We start from the raw sequence: 19,930 nt of genomic DNA, 5'->3' as shown, positions 1-19,930 counted from the left end.
TCATCCCTCCGTGTCGTAGAGGGAGTCGACGATGTCGCCGTAGCGTTTCGTCACCGCCGCGCGGCGAATCTTCATGTTGGGGGTCACCCCGTCATTGTCCACAGTCAGTTCGTGATCGAGAATCGCGAAACGCTTCACAGTTTCCCACCGCTCGAGGCGCGTATTGGCCTTCGCCATCTGTTTTTCGATCGAGGCACGGATCTCTGGTCGCTGGCTGAGTTCTGCATAGCTGAGATGCCCAAGCTGACGTTTCTCCGCCCAGGCGCGGAGCAGGGACGGGTCGAGGACCAGCAGCGCTGAACAGTACTTGCGCCCGTCCCCCACCGCGATGGCCTGCGAGATGTAGGGAATGTTCGCGGTGATCGCGGCTTCCACTTTTTGCGGGGCAACGTATTTACCACCGGAGGTCTTGAACAGATCTTTCTTGCGATCAGTGATGGTCAGGTTGCCCTCGGCATCGAACTCTCCCAGGTCGCCGGTGTGGTACCAGCCATCGCTGAACACCTCCGCCGTGATATCGGGCAGGTTGTGATACCCCGGGGTGATGATGGGTCCACGCAACAGCACCTCCCCGTCCTCAGCAAGTTTCGTCTCAATGCCGGGCATGACCTTGCCAACCGATCCGAAACGCGGCTCGGTCGGAACATTCAAGAATGCGATGGCGGAGGTCTCCGTGGAGCCGTATCCCTCGACTATCAGCAGGCCCGCGGAATAGAACCATTCCTGCACCTGGGCGGAGAGCTTCGCGGACCCGGAGATCATGAACTTCATCCGACCACCGAGCTTCGCTTTAAGTTTGGAGAACACCAGAGCGTCTGCCAACCGGTATTTCATTGCTAGGAATCCAGGCATCGGACGCCCGGAGAGCCGGTAGCTGCGGGAATCCCGCCCCACCGCGAAGGCCCACCGAGAGATCCGACCCTTGACTCCCGTATTCGCAGTCATGACGGCGGCCCGCACCTTCTCGAAGATACGAGGAGCCCCGCACATGAACGTCGGTTTGATCTCCCCCAGGCCGTCGACGATCCGGTCGATTCTGCCATCTACGGCCGAGGCGAACCCATAGGCGATCTGACATGCGATGAGCGCCTTCCCGAAGACGTGGCTGAGCGGCAGCCACAGGTATTGCAGGTCGGAGTCATCAATAATCTCCCAGTGCTTGGTTCCCGAACCCTCGTAGATCCACGAGGCATGGTTGAGCCGCACCCCCTTCGGCTGCCCTGTTGTCCCAGATGTATATATGAGAGTGGACAAGGTGTCACGGTCGGTGGAGGCGATGGTCTCATCCACGACCTCGGGGTTCTGCTTCAGCAGTTCCGCACCACGCAGCTGCAGCTGCGTATAAGAAATGATCCGATCGCTCAGTTCCACGTTGGCGGCATCAATGACGATGATGGTGTGAATGGTCTCCTTCAGAATGGGGCTGGCCTCCACCTTCGCCAGCTGAGCAGCGTCCTCGACCACCGCGATACACGTTCCCGAGTCCTCCAGGATGAACTCCACATCCCCCGCAGCAGTGTTCGGGTAGACCGTCGTGGTGGCCCCAGCTGCGCAGGCGACGGCCAGGTCGAGCAGGATCCATTCGAGCCTGGTGCTAGAGATGATCCCTACCCTTTGTTCGCGGGCCAGCCCTCGGGCCAGCAGACCGGCCGCCAGCCGGTCCACGAGTTCTCTCGATTCCGCCCAGGTGTACTCAGTCCAGGTGTTCGGACCTTCCGGTACGCGATCCGGGTCCAGGAAGGCCAGGCCATCGGGGGTCTCGGCCACCCGGCGGCGGAACATGTCACCGACCGAACTGGCAAAGCCGAGCAGTTCTTCTTGAAGACTCATCAACACTCCTAAGGAACACGGCGTTGCGAGCCTAACCCAAATTATGGAGGTCTTTACACAACTGGCCACGAAAGGACCATTCCCATGGTTAGGATTGCGAACTGTGACCAAGGTTGAATGGTTAGACGATGATCAGCAGCGGACCTGGCGTGCTTGGCTTCGCGCCACTCATCGCATACAGAGTTACCTCGACGCAGACCTCAGACTGGCAGGCCTGGATCTAGCGGAATACGAGATACTCGTTACGCTCTCGGAGGCCCCGGGCCAGCAGTTACGCATGAGCGAGCTCGCCCATGCGGTCAGTCAGTCGCGCTCCCGCTTGACACACACAGTCAAGCGTCTCGAGGCCAGGGGCCATGCGGAACGCGCCAACTGCACCGACGACGGGCGAGGGGTCCTTGCATCCTTGACAGCGGAAGGAATGCGTTTCCTCTCCCAGGTCGCCCCCGGACACGTGGCAGCTGTGCGCCGGATCCTGATAGACGCCGTCGCCCCGGAGGATCTGACGGCCCTGGGCCGTGCCTGCGACGCCATCCTGGCGGTACCGGACTACGATGAACATCCGTGAATCCAGTCGAGCTGCTTCGTGACCGACTCGGCGACCTGACACACCTGCTGGACGATTCAGCCCTCACCCGCGGCATCTACTCTTCCGACGCCTCCCTCTATCGGATACCCCCTTTGGTGGTTGCCCGTCCCCAGAACCGCGACCAACTGATCGCGCTCGTGCGGGCTTCCTTGGAATGCCGTCTCCCCATCACCATGCGTGGCGCGGGTACCTCGTGCGCGGGCAACGCGGTCGGAGAAGGCCTCGTCATAGACGTCGCCACGCACCTGAACCGCATCCACGCCGTTGACGAGCAAACCCGCATCGCTGTCATCGATCCGGGGGTAGTGCAGGAGACCCTCCAGCAAGCAGCAGCCCCCCACGGTTTGCGGCTCGGCCCGGACCCCTCCACATCCTCGCGCTGCACCGTCGGCGGAATGATCGGGAACAACGCCTGCGGACCGCGAGCCCTCGGCTACGGTCGCATGTCCGACAACGTGGTGGAGCTGGAGATCATCGATGGTCGCGGTCAGCTGCGGATACTGGGTCGCGAGGACTTTCCCGAGCTGCGCTCCCTGGTGATGGCCAACCTGGGTGTGATCCGCACCGAGTTCGGTCGGTTCTCACGGCAGGTCTCCGGGTATTCAATGGAGCACCTGCTGCCGGAGAAAAAATTCGACGTCGCGAAGTTCTTCGCGGGCTCTGAGGGCACGCTGGGGGTCATCACCCGAGCCACCGTACGCCTGACTCCCGATCCGCCGCACCGCATCATGGTGGCACTCGGCTACCCGTCGATGGACCGCGCGGGGGACGACATCTCCCGACTGCTGAAGTTCCACCCGACAGCCTGCGAAGGACTGGACCGGCGCATCGTGGATGTAGTGATCCGCAAACGGGGCGCTGATTCCGTTGGTCGACTACCCGCGGGCGAGGGCTGGATGTTCGTCGAACTGGCCGGGGAGGATCCCGCAGAGATCCGCGACCGCGCCGAGGCGCTCCTCACCGAAGCCGACACCCAGGCCGGGTGGGTCGTCGAGGATCAGGAGCAGGCCGCATCGCTGTGGAAACTACGGGCCGACGGGGCAGGACTGGCCGGGGTGTCACTGGACAAACCCGCCTATGGAAGCTGGGAGGACGCGGCTGTACCCCCGGAACACCTGGGCGACTACCTGCGCGACTTCGAGGCCCTCCTGGCCCGGCACGGCCTGCATTCGCTGCCTTACGGGCACTTTGGTGACGGCTGTGTCCACGCGCGCATCGATTTCCCCTTCGAGGCGCCCGATGGCAAAGCCCGGTATCGCGCTTTCATGTTGGAGGCCGCCGAGATGGTGGCCTCCCACGGCGGCTCGATGTCCGGCGAGCACGGCGACGGGCGCGCCCGCTCGGAGCTGCTGCCACGGATGTACTCCCCCGAGGCCCTGAAACTGTTCGGCGAGGTCAAACACCTGTTCGATCCCGAAAACCTGCTCAATCCAGGAGTGCTGGTCGACCCCGAGCCCACCGACTCCAACCTCCGGATGGTGGCGGCAACCGTGTCCCCCCTGAACCTGGAGGACCCTGAGTTCGTGGCCCAGGTGCACCAGTGCTCAGGGGTCGGCAAGTGCCTGTCGAACACCACGGCCTCCGGCGGGGTGATGTGCCCGAGCTATCAGGCCACCCGCGATGAGAAGGATTCCACGCGAGGCCGAGCCAGAGCGTTGCAGGAAATGGTCAACGGTTCCCTCATCACGGGAGGCTGGCGTTCACGTGAAGTGACCGAGGCCCTCGACCTGTGCCTGTCCTGCAAGGGCTGCTCCCGCGACTGCCCCACGGGAATCGACATGGCCGCCTACAAGTCGCGCGTCACCCACGAACGCCTCAAGGGACGGCTGCGACCCCGCAACCACTACTCCCTGGGCTGGTTGCCGCGCTGGGGACGTCTCATCACGAAACTCCCCGGCATCGGTCCGCTCATCAACCTTGTCGGTGGCGCCCCCGGGTTGGGGAGCCTGATGAAATGGGCCGCCGGGGTCGACGGGCGACGGCAGATCCCGCGGTTCGCGTCGCGTTCCGCCCGCCGCCGCACCGCACTGCCGGAGGGCGGGGACAAAGGACCCGTCCTGATCTGGGTGGACTCGTTCAGCGACTGCTTCGAATCGAACTCCTTCGCCGCGGTGGTGCAGGTCCTGACCCGTCTCGGCTACGAACCCCGGGCGCTGGACGAGAAGGCCTGCTGTGGCCTGACCTGGATCTCGACCGGCCAGCTGGACGGCGCCCGCCGCCAGCTCAGGCACGCCGCCGCCGTGCTGGCGCCCTTCGTCGAACAGGGCATTCCGATCGTCGGTGTGGAGCCGAGTTGCACCAGCGTGTGGCGCTCCGACGCGCCCGAACTGCTGCCCGGGGACACCAACGTGAAGGTGTTGAAAGGAAAGGTCCTGACCCTGGCGGAGTTCCTGGCCAAGGATCCCGATTTCCTGCCTCCAGATCTGTCCGGGCACACCATCGTCGCCCAGCCCCACTGCCACCACGCCTCCGTGATCGGATGGCAGGCGGACCGGACCTTGTTGAAGGCGACTGGAGCGGAGCTGGTGCAGGTGGGTGGCTGCTGCGGGTTGGCCGGAAACTTTGGCGTCGAGATCGGCCACCACGAGGTAAGCGTGAAGGTCTTCGAACACGACCTCGGGCCCGCGGTGACGGCCAACCCGGAGGCCATAGTCCTGGCCGACGGTTTCAGCTGCCAGACCCAGCTGAAGGGGCTGGCGGGCCGCGACTCGATGAGCCTGGCCGAGCTGTTGGCGACCCACCCGGCCCGCTCCGCCTGACATGCAGAACCACAACAAGTCAACTGCAGAACCACAACGACTCGGGTGCAGAACCACAATGCCGCGCGTAATATCGTTCCCATGCACATCCGGGACCGGCGCCCCGGAGGTTTCCTACTGACCGGTTCCACTGACCTGCGTCGCCCGGAGAGAACTCCGGTTTACTCAGCGGACGGGCGCGTCTGGGGATTGGAGGTCAAGGCCACCCAGACACCGAGATCGGAACACTTCACGCACCTGAAGAAACTCAGGGACCGGATCGGCGACCGTTTCCGCGGGGGCATCGTCTTGAACATGCATCCCAGGACCGTGAGGATGGGGCCCGGTTTCTGGAGCATGCCCGTTTCCGCTCTCTGGAATCACTGAGAATTCCGGTATCCCAGCCGGCCCCGGGTCACGGCGACGGCGATCACCGCCAGAACGGCCAGCCCCAGCACCGCCGGCCACAGGCTCGTCACCTTCTGGCCGGTCGCCTTCTCCCACACGCTCAACGCCCAGTTGATCGCATTGTGGGCGAGGATCGCGAGGAGAACCGATCCGCGTGCCGTGTTGGTGATCCAGGACAGGACGATCGACGCCGCACCGTGAACGTGAGGAAGGCAAGCAGGTCACCCACGTCCCGGTGCAGGGTCTCCCATTCCGCGATCAGGAACTGGGGCAGGTGCCAGCCTCCCCAGATGATCCCGAGGATCACGGCGGCCGAAAGCGGTAACGTGCGTTCCTGCAGTCTGGGCAGCGCGAATCCCCGCCACCCGACCTCCTCCGGGAGCGGCCCGCCGATCAGGTACGCCACCCCCATCACCAGAGGGGCGATGACCAGGGCGGGGCCGGCGAGCTCGTGCCCACCCGCCGTTTCGCCCGGCAGAATTGCCAGGACCGCAATCACGGCCGCTGGGATCGCCACCAGGGCCAGCAGATAGGCCACCGGCGGCACCCGCCAACGCAGCAGGGAGGCCGTCCAGGCCTTCAGCGACCCGGTCGTCAACCGGGTCATCACCAAAGAGGCCAGGAAAGGCCCGGCGAACAAGGCGAGTTGATTCAACACGACGCTCGCCGCCGCGGGGAGTTCGTAGGGCAGCAGCCCCAGGTTTTTCCGCCCCAACAGGGCGGGCAGCCACAGGATCCAGGAACCCGCGTAGGCGAGGGCGATGTAACCGCCCAAAGGATATGACCGCAACCAGTTCTTCATTCCGCCTCCTCAGCAATGCTCCGCCAGAACTCCAGGTTGCTGCGGGTCTGCGCCCGCCCCCAGGCCAGCACCATGCGGTGGTGGGGACGGTCCCCGCCGAGATCATCGCGTTCCAGGAACTCCAGCCTGGATTCCAGTTCAGCCACCTTTCGCCTCGCGAGGGGACCGACGATGGCCGGGTCCGCGTCGGCGAAGAACAGTTGCAGGAGCGCGGGATCCCGTGTCTGCGCGGCGTCAGCAGGTCGTTGCAACCAGCCACGCAGGGCGCGGAGCCCGCCATCCGTGATCGAGTAGACCCGACGGCGCCGCCCGCCCTCCTCGGAGGCCACGTCCACCAGCCCCGCATCCTCCAGTTTCCTGGGTTCGGCGTAGAGCTGCGAGTGCGGGAAGGGCCAGAAGAACCCGACAGAGATCCGTGCGTTGTGTTCCAGCTCGTACGAGGTCATGGGACCCGCGGTCGCAAGCATTCCCAGGACAATGTACGAAACCGGCCGAAGCGAATGGTCCGATTCGGATGGTTTCATGGTGTGAAGATACACCCTCGGCAATGGCTTTCCCCGATCAGGCGTCGCGACGGGCCCAGACCACCGCGGCGATCACCCAGAATCCCAGCACCCACCCGGCCAGGGCTCCCGCCGATTCAGCCAGGGGATGCACCGGATCGGGCGTGAACAGGTCGGCCCCGACGGAACCGGGAAGCCATGTCGCCAGCGTGGTGTAGGGCCGCAGCACGGGATCCACCACGACGAGGAGGACGAACGCCGTGGTGAGGGAGGCAACCAGCTGCCTTTCCACCAGGCCGATGGCGTATCCGAGCAAACCCATCGCGGCAAGATGCGCCACCACCCCGGGAAGGGCCCACTTGCCCTCGGGCACCAGCAGACGCACCCCACCCGCGGTCACCATCGCCGTCACCGTCAGCGCCACCGTTGCGGTCAGCGCCTTGGCCACGCTGTACAGGTGGTGGTGATCTGTCTTCCGGAGTACTCCCCCGTCGCCGCCATCACACCGAGCAGGATGCACCCCATGGCCGTCAACGAGGGCACCAGCTGCAGGGTCTGCGCGGAACCGCTGGGCCCCGACATCAATGCCGCCAACGCCCAGGACCCGGCGACCGTGAGCGCCGCAACCAGACAGATGCCCGGGAGCCCGAGCTTGCGCCACTCCGCCGAGATGACCGCCATCTCAGGCCTCCTTTCTGGCGTGAAGCAGCACGGCCAGGATGATGGCGGCAACACCCCAGGCGGCGCCCACCAGCATTCCGGCCCCGGGGCTGAGGGGATCCTGGATCGCGGTATCGGTCAGAAACGTGTGGGCCAACGCAAGGTCCGGTGCGTAGCGGGCCAGTGGGGTCACCTTTGAGAGCAGGAACGAGAAGGACACGGCCGAGGAGTTGATCACCAGGAGCGTCAGGGGCAGGGTTCCGCCGCGGACAAGTTCGGCCAGGGCGGCCGCGATCACTGTCATGGTCACCAGGAAGAACACCGCCCCCGCGACCCGGGGCCAGGGGTTCCCCCACGTGGCCTCCACACCACCCAGTGCCCAGCGCGCGACCGCCAGGGTGCCCGCGGTGGCCGCCACGGCCAGTACCGTGGCGAACCCCAGGAGCACGGTGATTTTTGCGACCATCCGTCTGACTCCCCCGGGGATGGCAACCATGCTGGTGGTGAGTTGCCTGCCCCGCCCGACGGCCTGGGCAGTGCGGACGTACTCGCTGGAGACGGACAGCACACCGAGCACCACGAAACCGACCTGCGCCACGGTGAGTGATGTGAATCCGGAATCGGTCGTCGAGGTGTCGTACAGCGCTCCGAGCTGGCCGGTTTCCACCGCACGCCTGATCTGGGAGCTCGCCAGCCATGCCAAGAGCATCGGGACCGCCAGGGCCAGCAAACCGGCCAGCCAGATGCCGGGAAGGGTGCACAGTTTCAGCGCCTCGGCGCGCATCGTCCGCCTCATGCGCGTGCCTCCACGTGCGCGAAGAACGCTTCTTCCAGGCTGGGATGACCCGCCATGACGTCGGCCACTCCACCCCACGCCTTGATCCGGCCGCCGTTGATGATCACGACGTCGTCGACGATCTCCGCCAGTTCACCGATCAGGTGGCTGGACAGCAGCACCGTGCCCCCCGCATCGGCGTGCGCCCTGAGCAGCCGACGGATCCATCTGACCCCCTGTGGGTCGAGGCCGTTGACCGGTTCGTCGAGGACCAACCGCTCCGGTTTCCCCAACAGGGCGGTCGCCAAGCCGAGCCGTTGCCCCATGCCCAGCGAATAGGTGCCCACCCGTCGATTGGCGTCGGCCGCCAACCCCACCTCCTCCAGGACCTGCTGGACCCGTTTCCTCGGGATGTCGTTGCTGGCCGCCACCCACCCGAGATGAGCGCGAGCGGTGCGGGACGGGTGGGCGGCGGCCCCGTCGAGCATGGAGCCGACGTGCCTCAGCGGGTTCCGGAGCTCCCGATAGGATCGACCGTCGATGGTGGCATGCCCGGTCGTGGCCCGGTCCAGGCCGAGCAGGATGCGCAGGCTTGATGACTTGCCGGCCCCGTTCGGTCCGACGAAACCCGTCACCCGCCCGGGTCTCGCCTCGAATCCCACCCCGTCCAGGATTTTCCGGCGGCCACGGACCTTAGAAACATCGTCACATCTGATCATGTCGCCGATCATGCTGCGGCACATACCCCTGCTCATCGGGCCCAGCACCGATTTCCGGGCCATGCCTCAGCCCTCGGGTTCTCAGCCCGTGGGGTGATGAATCCTCGCTCCGTCCACGACTAGCATCGCCCCATGCACCGTTATTTCTCCGCCCAGGTACTGGCGGTGCTCGTGTCGCTCATGATCTTGTGCGGCGTCAGCACGGAATCGGGTCCAGGCAGCCTGCCCCAGCTCGTGCTCATGCTGTCGACGGTTCTGCTGGTGTGCTGGATCTGGTGGGCGGCAAGACGGTCCGGACGGCGCCAGGCCGAGCAGCTGCGATCTCAGCAGATCTCCACTGCCGTGACGATGGAGCGGTTGACGATAGCCCGGGACCTGCACGACCTTGTCTCCCACGGCATCGGTCTGATAACGGTGCGCGCCGCGGTGGCCCGCAACGTGGACGCCGAGGATCCCGAACGCCTGGCGGCAGCGCTCTGCGACATCGAACAGGCGAGCCGCGCCACCACCCTGGAACTGCGTCGAATGCTTCAGGTGCTGCGTTCCGACCAGGACGCGCCCCTGTCCCCCAGCCCGGGCGATCCCAACTGGGATGATCTCCTGGCCTCCGCCGAGCGGGCGGGGCTGCATGTGGAAATGTCCAACGGCGGGGTCACGCCGAACAGCGAGGGGGTGGCGCTAGCCATCCACCGCATCCTTCAGGAAGGGCTGGCGAATGCCGCCAGGCACGCCGGCCCCACCAGTGTCCACGTCGAACTCACCCGCCGCGGGGAGGTCCTTCACGTAGCCGTGACGGATTCCGGCCCGGTCCCTGGGTGGCGTTCACATCCCGGGACGGGCAGCGGCTTGATCGGGCTGCGGGAGCGCGTCGCCGCGCTGGGCGGGAACCTCCGCCACCACCGCTCCCCGGACGGTTTCCGACTCGAGGCCGAGCTGCCGGATCCGGAGCCGGTCCGTGCCTGAAATCCGTGTCCTGATCGCCGACGACCAGAAACTGCTACGCCAGTCGCTGGCGCACCTGTTGGACTCCCAGCCGGGATTCCGGGTCGTGGCGGAGGCCGCCACCGGCGTGGAAGCCGTCTCACTGGCCCGGGAGCTGGTGCCGGATGTCGTGCTGATGGACATCCGCATGCCGCAACTCGATGGGATCGCGGCGACCCGTTCCATCGTCCGCGACCCGCGTCTGTCCGAAGTCCGTATGCTGGTGCTGACCATGTTCGACCTGGACGAGTACGTTTTCGGGGCCCTGCGCGCGGGGGCCTCCGGTTTCCTGTTGAAGGACGCGACCCCAGAGGCCCTGATCAACGCGGTGCGCACCGTGTCAGCCGGACAGACCCTCCTGGCCCCCTCGGCCATCACCACCCTGGTGGAGAGTTGTCTCCCGGACGCGATCCCCTCCGGGAAGGTGGCGGACCTGACACCGAGACAGACCGAGATCCTCAGGCTCGTGGCCCGAGGGTTGTCGAACGACCAGATCGAACGGGAACTGCACATCAGCCACGCCACCTGTAAGACCCACATCTCGGCGTTGCTGAGCCGCCTGCAGGCCCGGGATCGCGCCCAACTGGTGATCGCGGCCTACGAACACGGGCTAGTGCGTCCCGGCGCCTAGGGAACGAACCGGCTCAACCAGTTGTGGGCCTGAGTCATCGATTCAGTGTTCCAGCAGCGGCGCCAGGAACTCGCCGGTCGCTGATTCCGCAACCTTCGCAACCTCCTCCGGGGTGCCGGTGGCTACCACCTGACCGCCACGGGATCCGCCACCCGGACCCATGTCGATGATCCAATCAGCCGCCTTGATGACGTCGAGATTGTGCTCGATCACCACGACTGTGTTTCCCGCATCGACGAGGCGGTGCAGCACCGTGAGGAGCTTGCGGATGTCTTCGAAGTGCAGGCCTGTAGTGGGTTCGTCGAGCACGTAGAGGGTGCGTCCCGTGGAACGTTTCTGCAGTTCTGCGGCAAGTTTCACGCGCTGCGCCTCACCTCCGGACAGGGTGGTCGCAGGCTGTCCGAGACGGACATAGCCGAGCCCCACCTCCTCCAGGGTCTTCAGGTGTCGGGCGATGGCCGGGATGGATTCGAAGAACTGCGTCCCCTCACTGATGGACATCTGTAGCACGTCGGAGATCGACCTGCCCTTGTAGTGCACCTCGAGGGTTTCGCGGTTGTACCGGGCCCCGTGGCAGATCTCGCAGGGAACATAGACATCCGGTAGGAAGTTCATCTCGATCTTGATGGTGCCGTCGCCCGAGCAGTTCTCGCAGCGCCCACCCTTGACGTTGAAGGAGAACCTTCCGGGCAGGTAGCCGCGGACCTTGGCCTCCGGGGTGCTGGCAAACAGTCCACGGATCTTGTCGAAGACACCTGTGTAGGTGGCCGGGTTAGAGCGCGGGGTACGACCGATCGGCGACTGATCCACCTGGATCACCTTGTCCAGGTTTTCCAGGCCCTTCAGCTTCCGGTGCCTGCCGGGCACCGCCTTGGCGCCATAGATCTGCTTGGCGGCCGCCGTGTAGAGAATCGAGTTGACCAGCGACGACTTCCCGGATCCGGAGACCCCAGTCACCGCGACGAGCCTGCCCAGCGGGAAAGACACGTCCACGTCCTGCAGGTTGTTCTCCGAGGCGCCGACGACGGTCACGGACTTGCCGTTGCCGGGGCGTCGCGCCGCGGGCACATCAATGGCCAGCCTTCCCGACAGGTAGCGGCCCGTCATGGATACCTCGCTGGCGAGCAGTTCCTCGACGGGCCCGGAGACCACGACCTCACCGCCGTGCTCCCCCGCCCCCGGACCGATGTCAACCACCCAGTCGGCTGCCCGAACGGTGTCTTCGTCGTGTTCGACGACGATGAGGGTGTTGCCGAGGTCTCGAAGTCGCACGAGGGTTTCGATCAGCCGCCGGTTGTCGCGCTGGTGCAACCCGATGCTCGGCTCGTCCAGGACGTAGAGCACCCCGACCAGCCCGGAGCCGATCTGCGTGGCCAACCGAATGCGCTGCGCCTCACCGCCCGACAGTGACCCGGCCGACCGCGACAACGTCAGGTAGTCCAGGCCGACGTCCAGCAGGAAACGCAGCCGCTCCCGGATCTCCTTGACCACACGTTCTGCGATTCGTGCCTCTCGTTCGTTGAGGGAGAGGGCATCCAGGTATTCGAAGGCCTCCCCGATGGACAGGTCCGCGACCTCCGCGATGTTCCTGCCGGCGACGGTGACGCACAGGGTCTCGGGTCTCAGGCGCGTGCCACCGCAGGAATGGCAGTTGATCTCCCGCATGTAACCGCCCCAGCGTTCGCGCGCTGAGTCGGTCTCGGACTCGGCGTAGCGGCGCCGGACGAACGGCAGGATGCCCTCGTATTTCTGCGAGAAGGACCGGGTCCGCCCGAACCGGTTGCGGAAACTCACCACCACGGCTCCAGGAACTCCGTTGAGCAGCACTTTCCGATGCTTAGCCGCCAGGTTCTGCCACGGGGTGCGCATGTCGAAACCGGTTTCGAGGGACAGAGCTTCCAGGACGTGTTCGAAATGTCCCTTCAGGTGCGGGGTGTTCCAGGGGGCGATGGCCCCGTCGGCCAGGCTCAGGGTCTCGTCGGGGATGATGAGTTCCGGATCGGGTTCCAGCATCGTCCCAAGCCCGGAACACTCAGGACAGGCCCCCCACGGCCCGTTGAAGGAGAACTGCCTAGGTTCCAGCTCGTCGATGGCGACGTCGTGCTCATTGGGACAGCCAAGCTTCTCCGAGAAGCGTTTCTCACGGTCGGGGTCGTCAGCGGGCAGATCCACGAACTCCACCCCGACCACCCCGTGGGCCAGCTGGAGGGCGGCCTCCACGGATTCGGTGATCCGCTGTTTCGCGGATGCTTTTACCACCACCCGATCCACGACCACATCCACGTCGTGTTTGCGTTTCTTGTCGAGCACCGGGGGTTCAGTGAGCGGGTGGAGCTTTCCGTCGACCCGAACCCGCGCGTAGCCATCAGCGACGAGTTGCCGGAAAGTTTCCTGGAACTCGCCTTTGCGACCACGCACGATGGGCGCGAGCACCTGGAAACGCGTACCCTCAGCCAGCCCCATCAGCCGGTCGACGATCTGCTGCGGGCTCTGCCTGCCGATGACGGCGCCACACACCGGGCAGTGCGGGATGCCGATACGGGCGAACAGGAGACGCAGGTAGTCATAGACCTCCGTAATGGTGCCGACCGTGGATCGCGGGTTCCTGGAGGTGGACTTCTGATCAATAGAAACCGCAGGCGAGAGCCCCTCGATGAAATCGCAATCCGGCTTGTCCATCTGCCCCAGGAACTGGCGGGCATAGGCCGACAAAGACTCGACATAGCGTCGCTGCCCCTCGGCGAAGATGGTGTCGAAAGCCAGCGAGGACTTGCCCGACCCGCTCAGCCCCGTGAAAACGATCAGGGAATCCCTGGGCAGGTCCAGGGAGACGTTCTTCAGGTTGTGGACGCGGGCACCTCGCACAAGGATGCCGCGTTGAGCGGGTCGAACATTCACGGTCACACATGCTATGCCGCAACACCGACGCATCGACGTTGCTCGGCCAGAACGGGGTGTGGTTCCCGAATATTTCTGTGCCCGAACGCAGGCGGGTACCCGCTCCGGCGCCACGCAATGCAGCGGGTACAGCCTGGTGATGGAGCGGGTACACAGACCCGAGAAGACCATGATGGTACGCGCCTGATCGGAGCAACACGCCCCGGGCTGTGAAAGTCACCAGTGCCTATCCGTGGAACCTCTTGCCTTTGATAGGTTTGTCGGCATGCCGAGCGCCCCTGGCAAGCATTTCGACTCACGTCTGCACGCTGTGCGAGAGCAGACCCACATACTCCTGGGACGTACGATCACCTACTCCCCAGAGGACTGGGCCGCCCCGACCCGTTTACCGGGTTGGACCCGCAGCCACGTCGCCGCTCACCTGATCAAGGGAGCACGCAGCTTGGCGCAGGTGTGCCGGGGACTTCTCGAGGATGACGACACCGTCGGTGGTTACGATTCAACGCTGGGACACGAGTGTGAATTGCTAGCCATCACTGATGGCCTTCACCTCCAAATCGAACTCGACACAAGTGCTGGCGAACTGGATCAGCTTCTCGCCCAATTGTCGGGTCGGACAGGCGAAGTGTTGCTACGTCCTGGGCTACGGATTGCCATCGAGGACCTTCCTCTGGTGCGATTGCGCGAGTTGGTGCTGCACTGCTTCGACCTGGAACCGGCTGCATCAGGACTCGATGTGGAAGATGACATAGCAATCCCGGTGCTTACTTTCGAAACCTGCCATCTTGCGAGTAAAAACGATGCCTTGGAGCTGGTCACCTTGGGAGGGCTTGTCTTACGTGCTGGGACTCAACCACCACGGCGACGCGCAGCTGGCCCGGCCTCCTCTCTGCTCCTATGGCTGGCCCGGGGAGTCGAATCCGAAGATTTGGAGCACGACGAAATTTGACAACCCCTCCGCCAACCTTTTTGATACGTCATCAGTGAGCTCTGCGGCCTATCGGGGAGGAGCGGCCGTCAGCTTCAAGACCCTCCCACAGAAGGACCGTGATGACGCAACCACCCAACCAGCCCTACAACCCCAACCAGCCCTACAGTTCAGGCCAGGGCCAGCCCTACGACCCTGCCCAGGCCCAGCAGCAGTACATGGCCCAGCAGCAACAGGCGGCCCAGCAGTACGCTGCTCAACAGCAGTATGCCGCTCAGCAGCAGTACGAGGCCGAGCAGGAGTACATGACCCAGTACGAGACGCCGAAGAAGCGTTTCGGGGTGCGTCAGATCATCAGCATCGTCTCCGCCGTTGCGGTGCTCGGTGTCGGCGGCTGGTTCCTGTGGCAGAGATTCCAGACCAACGAAAACCTTCAGGTCGGCAACTGCCTGGTCGTCACCGGTACCGCGACCAATGCCGATGTGGAGAAGGTCGACTGCTCCGACAAGTCCAAGTTCTCCTACGAGGTGAGCCAAACTGTCTCCAATACCAGCTCCTGCCCGGACAACACCTCGTCCTACGAAATCAGCAAGAAATCCCGCTACGGCGGCAGCACCAGTACGGTGAAGGCCGTCTGCCTGGTCCCGAACCTGCACCAGGACATCTGCTACAACGAATCATCCAGCCCCATCGCACCCTTCGAGGTGGCGGAGTGCGGCTCTGCGAAGGTCAAGGTCACCAAACGCGTTGACCAGGCAAACGCTTCTTGCGAGGCAGGCGAAGACGAACTCACCTACGCCACCCCCGCCCGCACCTACTGCTTTGGGGAACCCAAGTAATCCATGCCGCAGCACCGGCTACAAATTTCCTGGTGACCGGTTGATACGACACCACGCGCCAGGATGTGGGTGCCGGGTTGACAATTGGCCGACCCGGCACCCGCTTTTCTGCGGTATTTCCGAAACAGCGCACCTCATTCACGCCCCGAGTTCTGGACACAACCCGGTGATCCATGGCGCATAATCGGTCCCATGAGACCGATTGACGAGCTCCGTCGCCAGGTGGCACCGCTACAAGTGCAGGCCGACTTCTCCCCCTCTGGGGACCAGCCGGCGGCGATCTCGGAGTTAGAGCACCGCATCCGTTCCGGTGAGAAGGATGTGGTACTCCTGGGCGCCACGGGGACTGGCAAGACCGCCACGGTGGCCTGGCTGGCGGAACGGCTACAACGCCCCGTCCTGGTGATGCAGCCCAACAAAACCCTCGCAGCGCAGTTCGCGAACGAGCTACGCCAGTTCTTCCCGGACAACGCCGTCGAGTATTTCGTCTCCTACTACGACTACTACCAACCCGAGGCCTACGTCCCACAGACAGACACCTACATCGAGAAGGATTCCTCCCTGAACGAGGAGGTGGAACGCCTCCGGCACTCCGCGACGAGTTCACTGCTGACTCGCCGCGACTGCATAGTGGTGGCCACAGTGTCCGCGATCTACGGTCTGGGCACCCCGCAGGAATACCTCGACCAGCGCCTGACCCTACGAGTCGGCGAGGAATACGAGCGCTCCACTTTGCTGCGACATCTCGTCGACATCCAGTACAACCGCAACGACCTCTCCTCAGAGCGGGGTAATTTCCGGGTACGCGGGGACGTGCTGGAGATCTTCCCCATGTACGAAGAGAATGCGGTGCGCATCGAATTCTTCGGCGACGAGATCGAACGCATCTCCACCCTCGTCCCACTGACCGGCGAAGTGCTGCACGAGGAGGACGAGATCTACGTCTTCCCTGCCACCCACTATTCAGCTGGACCGGAACGGATGGAACGCGCCATCACCGGGATCGAGGCGGAGCTGGCGATCCGGCTACAGGACCTGGAATCCCAGAACAAGCTCCTGGAGGCACAACGGTTGCGGATGCGCACCAGCTACGACATCGAGATGATGCGCCAGATCGGCACCTGCTCCGGTATCGAGAACTACTCCCGCCACATCGACGGTCGTGCCGCGGGATCCGCACCCGCCTGCCTGCTGGACTACTTTCCCGAGGACTTTCTCCTGGTGGTCGATGAGTCCCACGTCACGATCCCGCAGATCGGAGGCATGTACGAGGGCGACGCCTCCCGGAAACGCACCCTCGTGGAGCACGGTTTCCGCCTGCCGAGCGCCCTGGACAACCGGCCTTTAAAGTTCGACGAGTTCTGCCAGCGCATCGGGCAGACTATCTACCTTTCAGCCACCCCCGGCCCCTACGAGCTAGAGCGCAGCGATGGTTTCGTCGAGCAGATCATCCGACCCACCGGCCTGGTGGATCCGGAGATCGTTCTCAAACCGACCAAGGGCCAGATCGACGACCTCATCGGGGAAATCCGGGCCCGAACCGAAAGCAACGAACGGGTGCTGGTCACCACGCTGACCAAGAAGATGGCGGAGGATCTGACCGACTATCTGATGGCCGCTGGCATCCGGACCCGCTATCTGCACTCCGACATCGACACCCTCAAACGGGTCGAGCTGCTGCGTGAGTTGCGGCTGGGTGATTACGACGTGCTGGTGGGCATCAACCTGCTGCGGGAGGGGCTGGACCTGCCGGAGGTTTCCTTGGTGGCCATTCTCGACGCCGACAAAGAGGGTTTCCTCCGTTCGGAGCGTTCCTTGATCCAGACCATCGGTCGCGCTGCCCGTAACGTCGCGGGGCAGGTGCACATGTATGCCGATACGATCACTCCGTCCATGGGGGCCGCTATCGACGAGACCAACCGGCGGCGCGCCCGCCAGCTTGCCTACAACGCCGAGCACGGCATCGATCCGCAGCCCTTGCGGAAGAAGATCGCTGACATCACGGACATGCTGAACCGGGAGGACGCCGACACCGACTCTCTCCTGAACGGCCACCGGGAACGGGGCTTGAAGGCCGGGAAACTGCCCGAGCAGGAGTTGGCGAAGCTGATCGACGACCTCACCGCCCAGATGCATCAGGCGGCCGCCAATCTCCAGTTCGAGCTCGCTGCCCGCCACCGCGACGAGATCGCCGACCTGAAGAAGGAACTCCGGCAGATGATCGAGGCCAACAAATAGCCACCGTCCCTTGCGTGCGGCACTCCCCCATCTGAGCCTTCGCACAGTCTTCGAGTCGACCAGGATTCCCGCCCCTTACGTTGCAAGGCGTTTCCACAGCTCGCCAACCTGCCGCAGGGTCTCCCGCACCGGACCGGAGCTGTCGATGATGTAGGTGGCCTCCTGCAGCCGTTCCTGGCGACTGGCCTGAGCCGCCAGTCGCTGTCCGGCCTCGGTTTCCGTCAGACCGTCGCGACGCATCAGCCGGCGCAGCTGTTCTGCGGTCGTGGTGTCCACCACCACGACCGCATCGAAATCATCCTGCTGACCGGTCTCCACCAGCAGCGGAATGACGTGTACCACCACCGCTCCTGCGGGGGCTGCGGCTTCCAGCTCCAGGGCTCGTTCCCGCACGCGGGGATGGATGATGGCGTTCAGGTCGGCACGCGCCTGTGGATCAGCGAAGACGATGCCGGCCAGCGCGCGGCGATTCAAGCTTCCGTCGGGGGCGAGCACCTGCTCCCCGAAACGGGTGACAATCGCCTTGAGTCCTTCGGTTCCCAGGGCTACGACGTCCCGGGCCAGGATGTCGGCATCGATGATGACAGCACCCAGTCGTTCCAGTTCCCGAGCCACCGTCGATTTGCCCGACGCAATTCCGCCCGTCAGTCCGATCCGCACGAGACCACAGGGTATTACGGAACCTCGAGGAAGGTCAGTTCGGAGGCGTCTCCCGTGATCAGCGGTCCAAGCTTGTCGTTGAATGCCGTGTTCGCGGGGTCGGCAAGGTGAGCCTTGAAAGCGTCTTCGTTCTGGTAGCACTCGAGGATGACGAACTGGTTCGGGTCATCGCGTTCCGTATACACCTCGAAACGCACCGTTCCGGGTGAGGCGTTCACGTGCTCAGCGTAGGCTCCGATCAGGTCCGCAACCACCTCTCGTGCCCCGCCCCGGCATATGAACCGGGCAATCAAATTCACCGCCATGGCCTTTCTCCGTCCTTCCACGTTGAAGTTTCAGATCGATGTTCCCAAGGCTACCTCCGTAGTTTCCTCTGCCTCTCTGTATGCTGTGTCCTGTAGCGGGAGAACCGACCCCTAGTCGGTGCCGAAGGAGCAACCGCCCCGGAAACTCTCAGGCCCCAGGACCGCGACGACTTCTACACTCTGGAGAGAGACCCCACCGGGGTCCGCCGAAGGATGAAACGATCTCAGGCAGCAGTGACAGAGGGGGCTCCGGGTGGGCCGCACCACCCAGCAACGTCGCGCGTCGGCAGGAAGGGGTCCTCATGTCACTATCAACCACTGCGTTGCACGAGCTGCACAAGGAATTGGGCGGTCGTCTGGTGGATTTCGCCGGCTGGGAGCTACCCGTGCAGTTCGCCGGAATCATCTCGGAGCATCAGCACACACGGCAATCCGCCTCACTGTTCGATGTCAGCCACATGGGTCAGATTCTGATCCGTCCGAAATCCGGAAACCTGGCTGACGCCGCCGCAGTCCTGGAAACGCTGATCCCGGCCAGCGTCGCCGGGTTGAAGGAGGGCCGCCAGCGCTACGGTCTGTTCACCGACGAGAACGGCGGGATCCTAGACGATCTCATGTTCGCCCACCACGGTGATCGTTACTTCCTGGTGGTCAATGCTGCCCGCTCCGATCACGACCTCGGGTTGCTGCATACCCTCGACGGGGTCACGGTCGAGCACCTCACGGATCGTTCGCTGCTGGCCCTGCAGGGTCCCCGGGCTGAGGAGGCCCTGGGCGGCCTAGTGCCGGAGGCGACCGGATTGAAGTTCATGGACTCGCAGATCCTCGATTGGGACGGTATCGAGGTCTGGATTTCACGTTCCGGGTACACCGGCGAGGACGGCTTCGAAATCTCCGTCCCCAGCCTCGAAGCCGAACGGCTGGCTCGTGCCCTCCTGGAATGCGACTGGGTGCTCCCAGCGGGTCTCGGTGCCCGTGATTCGCTTCGTCTCGAAGCGGGCATGCCCCTGTACGGGCACGACCTCAGCCCACACATCACACCAGCTGAGGCCGACCTGGGCTGGGCGATCCCGAAGGTACGACGCCGGGGTGGTTCTCGTGAGGGTGGTTTCCCCGGAGCCGGGGTGATCCTGGAACAACTCATCGAGGGCCCTTCCCGCAAGCGAGTCGGCCTGCGCGCCGAGGGCCGCGCCCCCGTACGCGAGGGGGCGAAACTGTTCCTGTCCGTTGAGAGCACCGAGCCGGTAGCCGAAGTCACATCCGGTGGCTTCGGAGCAACTGTGGGCGGCCCGATCGCCATGGCGATGCTGCCCGCCGAAATTCAACCCAGCACCACCGTCCACGCCGAGGTACGTGGTAAACGTCTCCCATTGACGGTCACCGCACTACCGTTCATCACACCGTCCTACAAACGCTGAGGAGAGAG

General features: G+C 64.3%; 20 protein-coding genes and 1 riboswitch. Of the genes, 9 read left to right on the top strand and 11 right to left on the bottom strand.

The genetic code is table 11. The features are described 5' to 3' along the window. On the bottom strand, positions 1-1,830 hold the full coding sequence (locus V7R84_RS00795) for a long-chain fatty acid--CoA ligase (RefSeq protein ID WP_338571050.1): 1,830 nt from the start codon (positions 1,828-1,830) through the stop codon (positions 1-3). Positions 1,831-1,933: 103 nt separating this feature from the next. Between V7R84_RS00795 and V7R84_RS00790 the strand changes: the two genes are divergently transcribed. The 3 genes from V7R84_RS00790 (at position 1,934) to V7R84_RS00780 (ending at position 5,544) form a co-directional block, all read left to right on the top strand. Beyond that, a complete protein-coding gene (locus V7R84_RS00790; RefSeq protein WP_338571047.1) occupies positions 1,934-2,398 on the top strand; it encodes a MarR family winged helix-turn-helix transcriptional regulator in 465 nt (154 codons plus the stop codon). Continuing rightward, a complete protein-coding gene (locus tag V7R84_RS00785) occupies positions 2,395-5,178 on the top strand; it encodes an FAD-binding and (Fe-S)-binding domain-containing protein (protein ID WP_338571045.1) in 2,784 nt (927 codons plus the stop codon). Before V7R84_RS00790 ends, V7R84_RS00785 begins: the two co-directional genes overlap by 4 nt. Positions 5,179-5,259: 81 nt before the next feature. Then, positions 5,260-5,544 (top strand): hypothetical protein, encoded by a 285-nt coding sequence (locus V7R84_RS00780; protein ID WP_338571042.1) that lies wholly within the window; start codon positions 5,260-5,262, stop codon positions 5,542-5,544. On the opposite strand, the gene V7R84_RS00775 is transcribed toward V7R84_RS00780, so the two are convergent. The 7 genes from V7R84_RS00775 to V7R84_RS00745 are packed head-to-tail and all read right to left on the bottom strand — an operon-like array spanning position 5,538 to position 9,024. Further along, positions 5,538-5,669, bottom strand: coding sequence for a hypothetical protein (locus V7R84_RS00775; RefSeq protein ID WP_338571040.1), 132 nt, complete (start codon positions 5,667-5,669; stop codon positions 5,538-5,540). The genes V7R84_RS00780 and V7R84_RS00775 overlap by 7 nt on opposite strands. Beyond that, positions 5,666-6,367 (bottom strand): type II CAAX endopeptidase family protein, encoded by a 702-nt coding sequence (locus V7R84_RS00770; RefSeq protein ID WP_338571039.1) that lies wholly within the window; start codon positions 6,365-6,367, stop codon positions 5,666-5,668. The genes V7R84_RS00775 and V7R84_RS00770 overlap by 4 nt, the downstream gene beginning before the upstream one ends. After that, a complete protein-coding gene (locus tag V7R84_RS00765) occupies positions 6,364-6,891 on the bottom strand; it encodes a helix-turn-helix transcriptional regulator (RefSeq protein ID WP_338571037.1) in 528 nt (175 codons plus the stop codon). Before V7R84_RS00765 ends, V7R84_RS00770 begins: the two co-directional genes overlap by 4 nt. A 37-nt stretch (positions 6,892-6,928) precedes the next feature. After that, entirely contained in the window at positions 6,929-7,318 is a 390-nt protein-coding gene (locus V7R84_RS00760; RefSeq protein WP_338571035.1) for a hypothetical protein, read from the bottom strand. After that, complete coding sequence (locus V7R84_RS00755) at positions 7,303-7,551, bottom strand: hypothetical protein (protein WP_338571033.1); 249 nt, start codon at positions 7,549-7,551, stop codon at positions 7,303-7,305. Before V7R84_RS00755 ends, V7R84_RS00760 begins: the two co-directional genes overlap by 16 nt. A 1-nt stretch (position 7,552) precedes the next feature. Next, a complete protein-coding gene (locus tag V7R84_RS00750; RefSeq protein ID WP_338571031.1) occupies positions 7,553-8,326 on the bottom strand; it encodes a hypothetical protein in 774 nt (257 codons plus the stop codon). After that, the gene (locus V7R84_RS00745) at positions 8,323-9,024 is read right to left on the bottom strand and encodes an ATP-binding cassette domain-containing protein (RefSeq protein WP_338571029.1); all 702 of its coding nucleotides are present in this window, start codon (positions 9,022-9,024) and stop codon (positions 8,323-8,325) included. The genes V7R84_RS00750 and V7R84_RS00745 overlap by 4 nt, the downstream gene beginning before the upstream one ends. A 132-nt stretch (positions 9,025-9,156) precedes the next feature. Between V7R84_RS00745 and V7R84_RS00740 the strand changes: the two genes are divergently transcribed. Then, positions 9,157-9,987: a sensor histidine kinase gene (locus V7R84_RS00740; RefSeq protein WP_338571025.1), complete on the top strand. Its 831-nt coding sequence runs from the start codon at positions 9,157-9,159 to the stop codon at positions 9,985-9,987. Continuing rightward, a complete protein-coding gene (locus V7R84_RS00735; protein WP_338571023.1) occupies positions 9,980-10,636 on the top strand; it encodes a response regulator transcription factor in 657 nt (218 codons plus the stop codon). The genes V7R84_RS00740 and V7R84_RS00735 overlap by 8 nt, the downstream gene beginning before the upstream one ends. Before the next feature lie 42 nt (positions 10,637-10,678). On the opposite strand, the gene uvrA is transcribed toward V7R84_RS00735, so the two are convergent. Then, positions 10,679-13,534, bottom strand: coding sequence for an excinuclease ABC subunit UvrA (uvrA, locus tag V7R84_RS00730; protein WP_338571020.1), 2,856 nt, complete (start codon positions 13,532-13,534; stop codon positions 10,679-10,681). 265 nt (positions 13,535-13,799) lie between these two features. On the opposite strand from uvrA, the gene V7R84_RS00725 reads away from it, so the two are divergent. The 3 genes from V7R84_RS00725 to uvrB all read left to right on the top strand — a co-directional run bounded on the left by V7R84_RS00725 (position 13,800) and on the right by uvrB (position 17,539). Next, positions 13,800-14,483, top strand: a complete 684-nt coding sequence (locus tag V7R84_RS00725; RefSeq protein WP_338571019.1) for a maleylpyruvate isomerase family mycothiol-dependent enzyme — start codon at positions 13,800-13,802, stop codon at positions 14,481-14,483. 101 nt (positions 14,484-14,584) lie between these two features. Then, entirely contained in the window at positions 14,585-15,301 is a 717-nt protein-coding gene (locus V7R84_RS00720; protein WP_338571018.1) for a hypothetical protein, read from the top strand. A gap of 192 nt (positions 15,302-15,493) precedes the next feature. Beyond that, positions 15,494-17,539 (top strand): excinuclease ABC subunit UvrB, encoded by a 2,046-nt coding sequence (gene uvrB, locus V7R84_RS00715; RefSeq protein ID WP_338571016.1) that lies wholly within the window; start codon positions 15,494-15,496, stop codon positions 17,537-17,539. A 75-nt stretch (positions 17,540-17,614) separates the two neighbouring features. Here the strand turns inward: uvrB and coaE are convergent, their stop codons facing one another. After that, entirely contained in the window at positions 17,615-18,199 is a 585-nt protein-coding gene (gene coaE, locus V7R84_RS00710) for a dephospho-CoA kinase (protein ID WP_338571015.1), read from the bottom strand. A gap of 14 nt (positions 18,200-18,213) precedes the next feature. Further along, positions 18,214-18,504, bottom strand: coding sequence for a putative quinol monooxygenase (locus V7R84_RS00705; protein WP_338571013.1), 291 nt, complete (start codon positions 18,502-18,504; stop codon positions 18,214-18,216). A gap of 86 nt (positions 18,505-18,590) precedes the next feature. Then, a riboswitch (glycine riboswitch) is annotated at positions 18,591-18,678 on the top strand. Positions 18,679-18,806: 128 nt separating this feature from the next. On the opposite strand from V7R84_RS00705, the gene gcvT reads away from it, so the two are divergent. Continuing rightward, positions 18,807-19,922: a glycine cleavage system aminomethyltransferase GcvT gene (gene gcvT, locus V7R84_RS00700; protein ID WP_338571012.1), complete on the top strand. Its 1,116-nt coding sequence runs from the start codon at positions 18,807-18,809 to the stop codon at positions 19,920-19,922. Positions 19,923-19,930: the final 8 nt, after the last annotated feature.

Origin of the sequence: Arachnia propionica (assembly GCF_037055325.1) — a bacterium.
Classification (GTDB): Bacteria; Actinomycetota; Actinomycetes; order Propionibacteriales; family Propionibacteriaceae; genus Arachnia.
Note: the sequence above shows the minus strand (reverse complement) of the source record. Positions and strands in the feature narration are given on the sequence as shown.